General features: G+C 72.1%; 15 protein-coding genes. 6 read left to right on the forward strand and 9 right to left on the reverse strand.

Annotation, left to right across the window (positions count from 1 at the left end):
- Nucleotides 1-21 precede the first annotated feature (21 nt).
- From EPO13_03035 to EPO13_03045, 3 genes are read right to left on the reverse strand one after another with little or no spacing between them, the layout of a single operon-like run.
- Nucleotides 22-1,095 (reverse strand): folate-binding protein, encoded by a 1,074-nt coding sequence (locus EPO13_03035; protein ID TAK69975.1) that lies wholly within the window; start codon nt 1,093-1,095, stop codon nt 22-24.
- Nucleotides 1,092-1,568, reverse strand: a complete 477-nt coding sequence (locus EPO13_03040; protein ID TAK70430.1) for a transcriptional repressor — start codon at nt 1,566-1,568, stop codon at nt 1,092-1,094. The genes EPO13_03035 and EPO13_03040 overlap by 4 nt, the downstream gene beginning before the upstream one ends.
- 14 nt (nt 1,569-1,582) lie before the next feature.
- A complete protein-coding gene (locus tag EPO13_03045) occupies nt 1,583-2,089 on the reverse strand; it encodes an FABP family protein (protein TAK70431.1) in 507 nt (168 codons plus the stop codon).
- A gap of 167 nt (nt 2,090-2,256) precedes the next feature.
- On the opposite strand from EPO13_03045, the gene EPO13_03050 reads away from it, so the two are divergent.
- Entirely contained in the window at nt 2,257-2,619 is a 363-nt protein-coding gene (locus tag EPO13_03050; protein ID TAK69976.1) for a sulfur reduction protein DsrE, read from the forward strand.
- Between the two features lie 110 nt (nt 2,620-2,729).
- Here the strand turns inward: EPO13_03050 and EPO13_03055 are convergent, their stop codons facing one another.
- The 6 genes from EPO13_03055 to EPO13_03080 form a co-directional block, all read right to left on the reverse strand.
- Nucleotides 2,730-3,029: a DUF1416 domain-containing protein gene (locus EPO13_03055; protein ID TAK69977.1), complete on the reverse strand. Its 300-nt coding sequence runs from the start codon at nt 3,027-3,029 to the stop codon at nt 2,730-2,732.
- Nucleotides 3,029-3,892, reverse strand: coding sequence for a sulfurtransferase (locus EPO13_03060; protein ID TAK69978.1), 864 nt, complete (start codon nt 3,890-3,892; stop codon nt 3,029-3,031). The genes EPO13_03055 and EPO13_03060 overlap by 1 nt, the downstream gene beginning before the upstream one ends.
- Before the next feature lie 102 nt (nt 3,893-3,994).
- Nucleotides 3,995-4,426, reverse strand: coding sequence for a DUF4395 domain-containing protein (locus tag EPO13_03065; protein ID TAK69979.1), 432 nt, complete (start codon nt 4,424-4,426; stop codon nt 3,995-3,997).
- Nucleotides 4,427-4,706: 280 nt separating this feature from the next.
- Nucleotides 4,707-5,171: a thioredoxin gene (locus EPO13_03070; protein ID TAK69980.1), complete on the reverse strand. Its 465-nt coding sequence runs from the start codon at nt 5,169-5,171 to the stop codon at nt 4,707-4,709.
- A 113-nt stretch (nt 5,172-5,284) separates the two neighbouring features.
- Complete coding sequence (locus tag EPO13_03075) at nt 5,285-5,650, reverse strand: MoaD/ThiS family protein (GenBank protein ID TAK69981.1); 366 nt, start codon at nt 5,648-5,650, stop codon at nt 5,285-5,287.
- Nucleotides 5,647-6,612 (reverse strand): alpha/beta fold hydrolase, encoded by a 966-nt coding sequence (locus EPO13_03080; GenBank protein ID TAK69982.1) that lies wholly within the window; start codon nt 6,610-6,612, stop codon nt 5,647-5,649. The genes EPO13_03075 and EPO13_03080 overlap by 4 nt, the downstream gene beginning before the upstream one ends.
- Before the next feature lie 175 nt (nt 6,613-6,787).
- Here EPO13_03080 and EPO13_03085 point away from each other — a divergent pair, with 175 nt between their 5' ends.
- The 5 genes from EPO13_03085 (at nt 6,788) to EPO13_03105 (ending at nt 13,234) form a co-directional block, all read left to right on the forward strand.
- Entirely contained in the window at nt 6,788-7,537 is a 750-nt protein-coding gene (locus EPO13_03085) for a response regulator transcription factor (GenBank protein ID TAK69983.1), read from the forward strand.
- 94 nt (nt 7,538-7,631) lie between these two features.
- The gene (mshD, locus tag EPO13_03090) at nt 7,632-8,531 is read left to right on the forward strand and encodes a mycothiol synthase (protein ID TAK70432.1); all 900 of its coding nucleotides are present in this window, start codon (nt 7,632-7,634) and stop codon (nt 8,529-8,531) included.
- Nucleotides 8,532-8,589: 58 nt separating this feature from the next.
- Nucleotides 8,590-10,740 carry an RNA degradosome polyphosphate kinase gene (locus tag EPO13_03095; GenBank protein TAK69984.1) on the forward strand — a complete coding sequence of 717 codons (2,151 nt, stop codon included), beginning with the start codon at nt 8,590-8,592 and terminating at the stop codon, nt 10,738-10,740.
- On the forward strand, nt 10,626-12,278 hold the full coding sequence (locus tag EPO13_03100) for a CYTH and CHAD domain-containing protein (protein ID TAK69985.1): 1,653 nt from the start codon (nt 10,626-10,628) through the stop codon (nt 12,276-12,278). Before EPO13_03095 ends, EPO13_03100 begins: the two co-directional genes overlap by 115 nt.
- Nucleotides 11,957-13,234, forward strand: coding sequence for an NUDIX hydrolase (locus tag EPO13_03105; GenBank protein ID TAK69986.1), 1,278 nt, complete (start codon nt 11,957-11,959; stop codon nt 13,232-13,234). The genes EPO13_03100 and EPO13_03105 overlap by 322 nt, the downstream gene beginning before the upstream one ends.
- Nucleotides 13,235-13,311: the final 77 nt, after the last annotated feature.

Genomic DNA, 13,311 nt, shown 5'->3' on the forward strand with positions numbered 1-13,311 from the left:
GAGAAACCGGCAGCGCTCCGGCTACGGAACGACGACCACCTGCTGGGCTGCCGCCGTCGAGCCGACCGACAGCACGGCGTCGGCCGGCGTCGTCCGCCGTACCAGCGCCGTCGCGACCGGCCCTAGCTCGTGGTGACGCGCCACCGACCCGACCTGACCGACCACCCGGCCGTCGCACACCACCTCGTCGCCGTGCGCGGGCAGCGACGGGGAGCTGCCGTCCAGGTGCAGCAGGACCAACCGGCGCGGCGGTCGGCCCAGATTGTGAACCCGGGCCACCGTCTCCTGGCCGCGGTAGCAGCCCTTCGCCAGGTGCACGGCCGGCCCGATCCATCCGACTTCGTGCGGCAGCGTGCGGTGGTCGGTGTCGTGCTGCAACCGCGGAACGGCGGCGGCCACCCGCAACGCCTCCAGGGCCCAGGTCCCGGCCGGCTCGCCGCCGGCCGTCAGCCGGCCGAGTAGCTGCGGGCGCGGGACCAGGACCTCCCGCCCGACCAGGACGTCCGGGCGGACCGGGACGTAGCGATCGGCGGTACCGCCGCGATCCTGGCCGGCTGGAGTGACACCGGTACCGGCGTACTCGGCGGGCACCAGCCAGGTCGGCCACTGCGGGTCGACCGCCCGGACCGGCTCCCACACGACCGCCCAGTCGGCGGTGACGTCGGCGACCTCGACCCGCAACAGGAACTGCATGCCGGTCAGGTAGGCCACGACAGCGTCGACCGTCCCCGGTTCCACGCTGATCCAGCTCGCCGTCCCGTCGTCGACCAGGTGGAACTCGTGCTCGACGTGGCCGTGAGGATCCAGCACCAGGGCGAGCGCGCTGCTACCCGGTTCGAGGCGCTCGAGCTGGGCGGTGGTCAGGCTGTGCAGCCAGCCGAGCCGGTCCGGCCCACCGATCCGCACCACGCCACGATGAGACAGGTCGACCGCGCCCTGCCCGGACCGCAGCCGGCGCTGCTCGGCGTGCGGGTCGCCGAAATGCCACGGCACCCCCGCGTCGGCCGATCCGGCCGGGGCATCGCAGGCACCTGGCAGCTCCAGCGAGGACCCGGGAACCGGTACCGCCGGCGCTGACGCCGCAGGAGTGCTCATAGTTCTGCCGAACGCAGCGGCGCTGCCCGATCTTCCGGGAGGAGCGCCTTGCCGGCGCAGTCGGCACAGCGACCCTGCACGGACACATGACTGACGTCGGCCTGGAAGCCGCGCTCGGCGTCCAGGGCGGCCACGAAGCCGACCGCGACCCGGGCGTCGACGCTGTCCACCCGGCCGCATCGGTCGCACACCAGGTGGATGTGGGCCGCCTCCCGCACGGTGTGGTACGTCGGCGCGCCGTGGCCGATGTGCGCGTGGGTGACCAGGCCGACGGCTTCGAGCACGTCCAGCGTGCGATAGATCGTCGACAGGTTGACCCCGGTCGCGGTCCGCTGAACCTCCGCGAGCAGCTCGTCGGGGGTCGCGTGGCTGAGCCGGTCGACCGCCTCCAGCACGAGCTGGCGCGCCGGGGTGATACGAAACCCGCTGTCGCGCAAGCGCCGCTCCCAATCCGCCGGCGCTGCGGGGGCCACGGTGCGCGGTTCGGTCACGCGACCACCGACCGCAGTCGCGCCGCCAGGTGGTTGCCCAGCGGCCGATCGCCGGCGGCCATGTCGAACGTCCACAGCAGTTCGTCGCCGACGAGGCCGTAGAGCCGTTCGCCACCGCCGTACGGCTTGGCGGAGGCAGTCCGGGCGACCACGTCGGACTGCAGGTGGATCCTCGCGCCGCTGATCCGGGCGGTCTCCATCGCGGTCACCGTGACCTGGCCGTACCAGACCTCGGCGTACCCGGTCGGATGGGCCAGCAGCAGCTCAGCCCCGTTGTCCGGGCGCGGCCGCCAGAAGCCGGTCTCGGCCGCCAGCGGGCGGACGCGGTCACCGGCGTCGTCGAGCAGCCAGCTGCGGGACGAGTGCCAGAGGAATGGCTGCCCGTCCCAGCTGATCGTCAGTTCCTGGCCGAAGCGGAAATCGTCGATCCCCGGGTACTGCCCCAGGCCTACGCCGGCCCAGTGCCCGACCAGCCACGACAACGGCAGCAGTTCGGCGGGCAGCGCGGTGACCGGCCCGGCCGTCACTTCGCCCTAGCCCTGTCCCTTGTACAGCTTGTAGACCACGTAGCCGGCGAACCAGGCGATGACGACACTCATCACGACGAGCAGGCTGGTGTAGAAGGCTTCGACCACGCGGCAACTGTAGCGGGCAGCCCTAGGCTGCCGGGATGCCCAGGTCGCTGGTCGTGAAGCTGACCGCCGGAACCGACGCGCCGGAACGCAGCAGCCAGGGACTCACGGTCGCCGCGACCGCGGTGGCCAGCGGCGTACCGGTGTCGCTGTGGCTGACCGGGGAGGCGGCCTGGTTCGCCACCCCGGGCGGCGCAGCCGCGCTGAGCCTGCCGCACGCCGCCCCGGCCACGGAGCTGCTGACGGCGATCCTGGCGGGCGGGACGGTCACGATCTGCACCCAGTGCGCCGCGCGGCGCGGGATCACCGAGCCGCAGCTGCTGCCCGGCGTCCGGCTGGCCGGAGCCGCGACGTTCGTCGGCGAGGTCCTGGCCGACGACGTACAGGCCCTGGTCTACTGACGTACGCCGGGGGTGCCCGAACTCACTGGGCCGCAACACGAACCGAGGCCCACAGGACGAACTGAGGCCCGCCGCGACGAGCGCGGCGGGCCTCAGTTCTCGCGGTCGGCTCAGGCCGGCAGGTCGACGGCCACCTCGGCGACCTCACCCTGGGCAGCCACCACCGTGCGGTCCAGCGTCGCTCCAGGCGCCAGGGTGCGCAGCGTCCACGTGCCGGGCGCGGCGAAGAACCGGAAGGCTCCGGTGTCGTTCGTCGGCACCTCGGCGGTGAACTCGCCACCGTTGTCCAGCAGCCGCACGTAGGCGTTCGGCACCGGCTGGCCGCCACGGGACACCGTCCCCTGGATGACCGTCTCTTTCGCCACGTCAATCCCTTCGGTTGAGAATCCCCCGGTCTTGGCACCGCACATCAGGCAGCCCCGCCCTGCGGCTGACCCGGGTTGTCGCCGAGCTGAACCGGGACGCCGACGAGCGCGCCGTACTCGGTCCAGGAGCCGTCGTAGTTGCGGACGTTGGGCTGGTCGAGCAGCTCGTGCAGCACGAACCAGGTGTGCGCGCTGCGCTCCCCGATCCGGCAGTAGGCGATGGTGTCCTTGGACAGGTCGACACCGGCCTCCTGGTACAGGGCAGTCAGTTCCTCGTTCGACCTGAACGTGCCGTCGTCGTTGGCCGCCTTGCTCCACGGCACGTTGACGGCCGTGGGGACGTGACCGGCCTTCTGCGACTGCTCCTGCGGCAGGTGAGCCGGGGCGAGCAGCCGTCCGGCGTACTCGTCAGGAGAACGCACGTCGACCAGGTTCCCGCCGCCGATCGCGCTGACCACGTCGTCACGGAACGCCCGAATGGACGTGTCCTGTGCCTTGGCGGTGTAGGTGGTCGCCGGTCGCGCGGGAACCGCGTCGACCAGTTCACGGGACTCCAGCTCCCACTTCTTGCGGCCGCCGTCGAGCAGCTTGACCGCGTCATGGCCGTACAGCTTGAAGTACCAGTACGCGTACGAGGCGAACCAGTTGTTGTTGCCGCCGTACAGCACCACGAGGTCGTCGTTGGCGATGCCCTTGGTGGACAGCAGCGCCTCGAACTGCTCCTTGCTCACGAAATCGCGACGGACCGGGTCCTGCAGGTCCTGCCGCCAGTCGATGCGGACGGCACCGCGAATGTGGTTCTTCTCGTAGGCGGCGGTGTCCTCGTCGACCTCGACCAGGACGACCTTGGGGTCGTCGAGATGGGCCTCGACCCAATCGGCGTCCACGAGCACGTCGTTGCGGCTCATGCCGTTTCGTCTCCTTGTTCATGCGCCGGGCGGCGCGGGGCGGTGCGCCAGGCGGCGCGTTCATGGACCGCGGGGCCTGGCGACAGACCCCGCAGGGGTGGTTCAGCGAACGGCGGGATGCCGCACGCGTAGACCGATCAGGTACAGCTCGCAGCCGAGGCAGAGCCCGAACACGGCGTTGAGCAGCGCGGCGGCCAGGGCCGCCGCCACGGCGACGGCCGCCACAACGGTGGCACCGGCCAGCAGGCCGACGAGGCCGGCGGCGACGAACACCAGTCCCAGTCCCTGGGCGAACCGGGGAGGCCGAGCGTCCTCGAGTTCGGCTGGCGGGCCGAGCCGAGGGCGGACCAGGCGGGCGTAGAGCACGGCGTACGGATGCCGCCGTACGCCGCCGGCGACGGCGATCGCGAACGCCACCGTCTGGACGGCGAGCAGCACGACCCCGACCGGGGTCGTCAAGGTGAGCAGCACGGCGGCGAGCACCACCGCGGTGACGGCCGCGACGAAGCGCTGGCCGCGAGGATCGACCTTCATGGGACGTGCTCCTGACAGGGACGGACGAACAGGCCGCGTCAGGACGGCGAGAGCCGTCCGGTCAGGACAGACAGGCGCAACTGGCAAGCAGGCCGTAGTCGACCGCTCGCCGCTTCGTCAGGCTCAGCTGGGCACGCACGTCGCTCACTGTACGAGACCGACGCCGCTCACCCGCCCCCGTGTCCGCATCGTGGACATCGGGGCGGGTGAGCCCCCGGGGAGGGCTGAGGACCCGGGGCCACGGAGCAGTGGCTACGGAGCTGTGGCTACGGAGCTGTGTCTACGGGACGACCTCGCCGAGCGCGGCGAGGACGTCCGCCTTGCGCGGCGCGCCCACCGCTCGGCGGGCGATCCGGCCGCCCGGCCCGAGCACCAGCACCGTAGGGGTCCGCAGGACGCCGAGTCGGCGGACGAGGTCCAGATGGGACTCCGCGTCCACCTCGACGTGCACGACGCCGTCGACCATGCCCGAGACCTCGCTGAGGACACGGCGCGCGGCGCGGCACGGCGCGCAGAACGCCGTCGAGAACTGCACCAGGGTCGCGCGGCTGCCCAGGCCGGCGCCGAGGTCACGTTCGGTGAGGACGTCCGGCGTTGCGGCGACCGGCGATGCGGCCGACTCGGCGGGACCGGAGCCGGGGGCCCCGGCCGCGACGCCGCGGATCCGGCCGTCGTTGAGCCGATGCCAGATGCCGACAGCGGTCGCGATCACCAGTACAGCGACGAGCGCCAGCACACCGATCACGCTGCGCCAACGCGAGGTCGCGAGCCGGTGTTCCCTGCCCACCTATGCCGCCACTGGCGCCCGCGCTCGTCGGCAAGGCCGCGCCACAGGGGTCGCCGCCGGTCTGCTGCCGATCAACCGCCGGCGAACGGTGGCAGCACCTCGACGCAGGCGCCTGCCGGTACGCGGACCGCTGCGAGATCACGGGAGGCGGTTCCGACCGGCAACTCGTCCACCAGGAAGGAGGCGGCGCGCAGCACCGGGTCGAGGGCGCCGCCGGGATGTCGAGCCCGGACTACAGCCAGCACCGTTCCCAGGTCGGTCGACCTCGGACCGGTCGAGCCGGCGGCGAGACCGGCCGAGCCGGTGGCGGGCTGTGCCGGCGGACCGGTGGCGCCCTCGACCACGATCTGCTCGCTGGCCACACCCGCGGCGTCGCGGGCCGCGGCCCAGTACCGGACGGTCACCTCGACGGCGCCAGCGGCGGCCGATCCGGTCACGAACGGTCGCCGATCGGAGCTGTCGTCACCGACGGCGTTGCTGTCGCTGGCGGCGTTGCCGTGGCTGAGGGCGTTGCCGTGGCTGAGGGCCCTGCCGCGGCTGCGGTCACGCTCCACGCTCCGATCCGGTCCAGCAGCCGTCCGGACATGGCCGCCTCGGCATGCCCCAGGCCGGGCTCGATCCACAGCTGCACGTCGCCGGCACCGTCGCCGTACGCCGCGGCACCGTCGTACGCCGCTTCAGCCAGCGCCAGCGGATGCTCGACGGGGAAGAACGGGTCGGCGTCCCCGCCCACGACGAGCACCGGCAGCGGCGCCAGCCGCCCCGCGGCCTCCACCGGTGCCATGGGTGCCGGCTGCGGCCACGGCGGCCGGTCCAGCCGGGCACCGAGCCAGGCGCGCATCACCACCCGGGCGGCGGCGCTGTCCACGGCACGGTGGAGCCGTCGCATCACCGGCGTACCGCGGTAGTACCAGAAGGCCGGCCCGCTCACCAGGACGGTCGCGGCGACGCCGCCGTACAGCGCCGCGTGCCGGACCACCACGGCCGAGCCCAGCGAGAAGCCCACCGTGACGACCCGGTCATATCCGAGGCCGCGGGCCCACCGCACGGCCGCGTCGACATCGTGCTGCTCGAGCCGGCCGAGCGTGGACAACCCCGCCGAACCGCCGTGGCCTCGCAGGTCGACGCCGACGACGCCGCCGTACGCCGCGAACCGGCGCAGCACGCGGCGCACCGCCCGGCGCCGCCACGACCCGGCGAAGCCGTGCACCACCACGAAAGCGAGCCCGCCGTCGGGCGCGGGTAGCTCCGCGGCGCGGGCAGGCCGGTAGTGGACGACGGCGACCGGCACACCGTCGACGGTCAGGGCAGTCCCGGTGAGGGGCGCCACGGCGGAGTCGCCCCCGCCGCGCCACGCGCGGGGCGGGTCGACTCGAGGGGCTCTCGGTGGGGTGACCATCGTCTTGTATCCTCCCGCGCAGGACCCGGGCAACGCCGCCCGATGGCCGCCGTGACCGCGCGATCCGCGGTTCATGCCGGCCGGCGGGCGCGGTCCACCGCACAGGTGGACGCTCCCGGGTCCTTCGCCATCGCGGGCCCGGACTGCCCGGCCGACGCAAGCGAAGGAGTGCCTCGTGAGCCGCCTCCTACTTCTGACCAACTCGGTGCAGTCGTCCACCGAGGTCCTACCGGCACTCGGCCTGCTCACCCACCACGTGCGGATCCTGCCTGCCGAGGGAAGCACCTTGCTGGACGCGCCGCCCTGCGACGCGATCCTGGTGGACGGCCGACGCGACCTGCCGCACGTCCGCAGCCTGACCCGGCTCATCCGGCAGACCGGAGTGGACGTGCCGCTCGTCGTCGTCCTCACCGAGGGCGGGCTGGCCGCGGTCCACACCGACTGGGGCACCGACGAGGTGCTGCTGGAATCGGCGGGGCCCGCCGAGGTGGAAGCCCGGCTCCGGCTGGCGGTGGGCCGGATCGCTGCCACCGCGGCCGCCCGCGACGACGGCACCCCCGACGAGATCCGCAGCGGCGAGTTGTCGATCGACGAATCGACGTACACCGCCCGGATCAAGGGCCGCACGCTCGACCTGACGTTCAAGGAGTTCGAGCTGCTGAAGTTCCTGGCCCAGCATCCCGGCCGGGTATTCACCAGAGCCCAACTGCTGCAGGAAGTGTGGGGCTACGACTACTTCGGCGGTACCCGCACCGTCGACGTTCACGTCCGCCGGCTGCGCGCCAAACTCAGCGTCGAGCACGAGTCGCTCATCGGTACGGTCCGCAACGTCGGTTACCGCTTCGTCCCCCAGCGCACCGACGAGGCCACGCGAGCGACCCTCGACGTCACCGACGGCCGGCCGCTGACGGCGTTGGTCGACTGAACGTCGCCGGTCCGCGTGGCACCGTCCGCCGGGTGGTGTCGCGAGCTGCAGGGCGCTTCGAGATCCTGTCGCGGTGGCCGAGCGCTTCGAGATCCTGAGCCGGCTGGCTGACGCCGAGGTCCACGCGGTCGGCCTGCTGGTCGAGCAGGTCACCGAATCCGACGCGGAACGCCCGCTGTCCGAAGAAGCCACGCTGCAACTTCGCCGCGGCGCCACCGCCCGCCATGTCCTGGTCTGGCACGACACCGCCGACCGGGAACGGCTCGTGGGCTACGGCCAGGTGGGCACCGGACCCGGCGCCGCGGCGGAACTCGCGGTCCATCCGCAGCACCGGCGCCGAGGTCTCGGCCGGGCCCTGCTGCGGTTGCTGGAATCCGAAGCCGCCCCGGATCCGCTGTCGGTGTGGGCTCACGGCAACCTGCCGGCCGCCGCCCAGCTGGCACAGCGGCTGGGCTGTGTCCCGGCGCGCACGCTGCTGCGGCTTCGCCGGTCCCTGCCGTCGCCGCTTCCCGCGCCGCGCTGGCCGGCGGGCATCACGGTCCGGACCTTCCGCCTGGGGCAGGACGAACCTGCCTGGCTCGAGGTCAACCGGCGCGCCTTCACCGCCCTGCCCGACCAGGGCGGCTGGGGCCGCGACGAGCTCGACGCCCGGCTGAGGGAGCCGTGGTTCGACCCGAGCGGGTTCTTCCTGGCCTACGACGATGCCGGCCGCCTCGCCGGATTCCACTGGACGAAGATCCACCCGGCCGACGCCGGCGAGGCCGGGTTCGGCGAGGTGTACGTCATCGGCGTGGACCCCGACTACGGCGGCCTGGGCCTCGGCCGAGCGCTGACGCTGGCGGGGCTGGCGTACCTGCGCGACCGGGGGCTTGCGGTGGTGACGCTGTACGTCGACGCCGGCAATACCGGCGCGCTGGCGCTGTACCGGGGGCTCGGGTTCAGCCTGCTGGGCACCGACGTGCAGTACGTCGCGGCACCGGATTCGGCCGACTGAGGCCGCTGCGACGTCGGCGCGCCGCCTGTCGTCCATCTTGCTGTGGCACCATCCGAACATGGTCGCCGAACCGTTCGACACATCCGTGGCGGTGGACTCCGTCACCGGTCCTGCGGGCCTCGCCGAGGCGCTGGCGGGACCGTTGCTCGCCGAGCTACCGGACGACCGCTTCCTGGACCGGGAGATGTCGTGGCTGGCGTTCAACCAGCGCGTGCTGGAGCTCGCCGAGGACCGCGACCAGCCCTTGCTGGAACGCGTGAAGTTCCTCGCCATCTTCGCCAGCAACCTCGACGAGTTCTTCATGGTGCGCGTCGCCGGGCTCAAGCGGCGGATTGCGACCGGTATCGCCGTACGAGCCGCCAGCGGGCTCATGCCTCGCGAGGTACTCGAAGGCATCTGGGCCCGCGGCGCAGAACTGATGCAACGGCAGTCGCGGTGCCTGCACGACGACCTGCTGCCGGCGCTGGCCGACGAGCAGATCGAGTTGCTGCATTGGGACGACCTGACCGCGCCCGAGCGCGACCAGATGACGGAGCTCTTCGACGCCAAGGTGTTCCCGGTCCTCACCCCGTTGGCCGTCGATCCGTCCCACCCGTTCCCCTATATCTCCGGACTGTCGCTCAACCTCGCCGTCGTGGTCCGAAACCCGGGGACCGGCACGGAACTGTTCGCCCGGGTGAAGGTGCCGCCGCTGCTGCCGCGCCTGGTCGCGGTGTCTGCGCAGCGTTTCCTGCCGCTCGAGGAGCTCATCGCCGCCCACCTGCACGAGCTCTTCCCGGGGATGGAAGTCCTGCAGCACCACGCTTTCCGGGTCACCCGCAACGAGGACCTGGAAGTCGAGGAGGACGACGCGGAGAACCTGCTGCAGGCGCTGGAGCGGGAACTCATGCGCCGCCGGTTCGGGCCGCCGGTCCGACTCGAGGTCGAACAGTCCATCGACCCGTACGTGCTGGACCTGCTCGTCAGTGAACTGGGCGTCAACGAACACGAGGTGTTCCGGTTGCCCGGGCCGCTCGACCTCACAGCCCTGTGGACCGTCGTCGGCCTGGAACGCGACGACCTCAAGTCCGAGGCGTTCGTCCCGAAGACCAGCCGCGCCCTGACCGAGGTCGAGACCGCGTCGGCTCCCGACGTCCTGGACGCCATGCGGCAGCGCGACATCCTGGTCCACCACCCGTACGACTCGTTCTCCACCAGCGTCCAGCGGTTCCTGGAACAGGCCGCCGCCGACCCGCAGGTCCTGGCCATCAAGCAGACGCTGTACCGGACCTCAGGGGACTCGCCGATCGTCGACGCGCTGATCGACGCCGCCGAAGCCGGCAAGCAGGTGCTGGCCCTGGTCGAGATCAAGGCCCGTTTCGACGAGCAGGCGAACATCACCTGGGGCCGCAAGCTGGAGGAGGCCGGCGTCCACGTCGTGTACGGCCTGGTCGGCCTGAAGACGCACTGCAAGCTGTCGATGGTCGTCCGCGACGACGGTGACCGGCTGCGGCGCTACCTCCATATCGGCACCGGCAACTACCACCCGAAAACGGCTCGGCTGTACGAGGATTTCGGCCTGCTGACCACCGATCCGGTCGTCGGCGAGGACGTCGCCCGGCTGTTCAACGTGCTGTCGGGCTACTCGATGAACACCGAGTACGACCGCATCCTGGTCGCACCCCACTCGGTGCGCACCGGACTCATCGAGCGGATCGACGCCGAGATCGAACACCGGCGCGCCGGGCGGCCGGCATACATCCGTTTCAAGTGCAATTCGCTGGTCGACGAGGAGATGATCGACGCGCTGTACCGCGCGTCGGCTGCCGGCGTCCGGGTGGATGTGTGGGTCCGGGGTATCTGTGCGCTGCGGCCCGGAGTGCCCGGGCTCTCGGACAACGTCCGCGTCATCTCGATCCTCGGGCGCTTCCTGGAACACTCTCGTGCGTACGTCTTCGCCAACGGCGGCCAGCCGCAGGTCTGGATCGGGTCGGCCGATCTCATGCACCGCAACCTGGATCGCCGGGTCGAGGTGCTGGTGCGGCTCGGCGCAGCCGACCACGTCGCCGAGATCGACGGGTTGTTCGACCTCGCCTTCGACGAGAACACCTCGGCTTGGCATCTGGGGTCCGACGGCACCTGGGAGCGACGGACCCGCGGCGCCGGCGGGACGCCGCTGCGTCAGTTGCAGGAGTCGCTGATCCGGCGCAAGCACCGGCGGGGCGCGTGACCGACGCCGCGTCGCCCAGCACCTTCCGCGAGGTCGAGCGCAAACTGCGCGTGCACGCGCTGTTCCGACTGCCCGACCTCAGCGCGCTGTCACCGGCGGTGGCCGAGGTCGACGAACAGCCCACCCGCGCGCTGACCGCGGTGTACCACGACACCGAGGATCTGCGGCTGTTCCGGTGGGGTGTCACGCTGCGTCGCCGGGAAGGCGGCGACGACGAGGGATGGCACCTGAAACTCCCCGTCGACGGCTCGTCGCCCGGAGTTCGCGACGAGATCCGGGTCCCGCTGGCCGAGGCGGAGGTAGGGAACGTCCCCGCCGCTATCGCCGAACTGGTCACCGCCTTCGTCCGCCGTTCGCCGCTGGTTCCGGTGGCGACGCTGCGGACGGAGCGCACGCCGTACGTCCTGGTCGACCACGACGGTACGGCGGTGGCCGAACTCGTCGACGACGTCGTCTCCGTCCTGGACGGCGACCGCGTCGCAGCCCGGTTCCGGGAGATCGAAGTCGAGTCCCTCGTGGCAGGCGACCACGAGGTGCTCGACGACATGGTCAGTGCGCTGGTGGAGCACGGCGCCGTACCCGGGTCGTCGTCGAAGGCAGCCTTTGCGGTGGGGCCGCGAGCCAACGCCGCCCCTGACGTCACCGAGCCCGCTGCAGTCACACCGGAGGACCCGGCCGGCGACGCGGTCCGCGCACATCTGCAGACCCACGTCCGGCAGCTGCTGCTGCAGGACGTTCGGGTCCGCCGTGACCTGCCCGACGCGGTGCACCAGATGCGGGTGGCAGCTCGGCGGATTCGCAGCGGGCTCAAGGCGTTCCGGCCGTTGCTGGACGAGGAGTGGGCGCGGGCGCTGCGCGACGAACTCGGCTGGCTGGCCGGCGAGCTCGGCGCGGTTCGGGATCTCGAGGTGCTGCTGGCTCGCCTCGACGAGCACGCCGCGGAACTCGACCGGGTCGACGCCGACGCGGCCCGCAGCGCCATCGACCCGGCGCTGCGCGAGCGCGCCCGAGTGGCGCGCGCCCATGCCCTGGGCGCCCTGCGCTCCCCCCGGCACGTCGCGCTGCTGGATCGGCTCGTCGCCGCCGCGAACACCCCGCCGATGTCGGGCGAGGCGACGCAGCCGTGTACCGAGGCGCTGCCACCGCTGCTGGACAAGGCATGGCGGCGACTGCGCAAGCAGGTCCACGACGTCGATCTGGACGGCCCGAGCGCGCCGTGGCATCAGGCCCGAATCGCTGCCAAGGGCGCGCGCTACACCGCCGAGGCCCTCGTGCCGGTGTTCGGCAAGCCCGCGAAGCGGTTCGCCGCCGCCGTCGAACAGGTCACCGAAGAACTCGGCGAGCACCAGGACGCCGCCGTCGCTGCGGAGGTCCTGCGCGACATCGCGCAGTCACCCGACGTCGACGGCCGTGCCGGATTCGCACTCGGGCTGCTGCACGCCGAACAGGAACAGCGCGAACTGCTCGCGCGCATGCGGTTCCTGAAGATCTGGCCCGACGTCCGGCGCGTCCACCGCCGGACGCACCTGTCGCGGTGAGTTCACCCTCGGCCGGCGGCCCCGTGCGCGCTGCCGGCGTCGTGCTGGTCCGCGGCGGCAGCCACGGCCGCGAGACGCTGGTCATCCATCGGGCGCACCGAGCTGACTGGTCGCTGCCCAAGGGCAAGGTCGAGCCCGGCGAGCACGTGCTGACGACGGCAGTCCGGGAGTGCGACGAGGAGACCGGCGTCGTGCCGATCCTGGGTGCCCGCTTGGCGACCCAGACCTACGTCGCACTCGGCGAGCCCAAGATCGTCGACTACTGGGTGGCCCGGATCGGCAGTGACCAGGGCTTCGCCCCGGACGACGAGGTCGACGAGATCCGGTGGATGACTGCGCGCCAGGCCCACGCGCAGCTGACCTATCCGCGGGACGCCGACCTGGTCGACGCCGCGCTGGCCATGCCGGATACGACGCCACTGATCGTGCTGCGGCACACCCAGGCGCTGCGGCGCACCGCCTTCAACGGCCAGCACGATGCCGATCGACCGCTGTCCGGCCGTGGTCGCAGCCAGGCCAAGGCGGTGGTCCCGCTGCTGGCGGCGTACGGCATCACCGCCGTGCATTCCTCCGACGCGGTCCGGTGCCGGGAGACGGTGCGCTACTTCGCCGAGTCCGTCGGCGCGACCGTGGAGAACGAACCCAGCCTCTCGGAAGAGGGCCACGAGCGGGCCCGGCGGGACTCGCGGACACGGATCCTCGAACTCGCCGCGATGCGGGTACCCGTGGTCGTGTGCACCCACCGACCAGTCCTGCCGACGATCGTGCAGGCGCTCGCGACGCTGCCCGGCGGCGACAAGCATGCGGACTCGTTCGATCCGCGGCTGCCTCCCGGCGGCTGCCTGGTGGTCCACCGCTCCTTCGACGATGCCACCGACGACTCCGTCAACGGCGCCGACAACGGGGCCGAGGTGGCCGCACCACGGGTGATTGCGGTGGAGCGGCACGAGCTGTAGCGAGCCGCCGATCGTGTCGTTCGGGCGTGTGGTGACCGAGGTCACGGCCGAAGCCGCCTGTCGGACACCGTTCGTTC

The organism is Actinomycetota bacterium (assembly GCA_004297305.1).
Lineage (GTDB): Bacteria > Actinomycetota > Actinomycetes > S36-B12 > FW305-bin1 > FW305-bin1.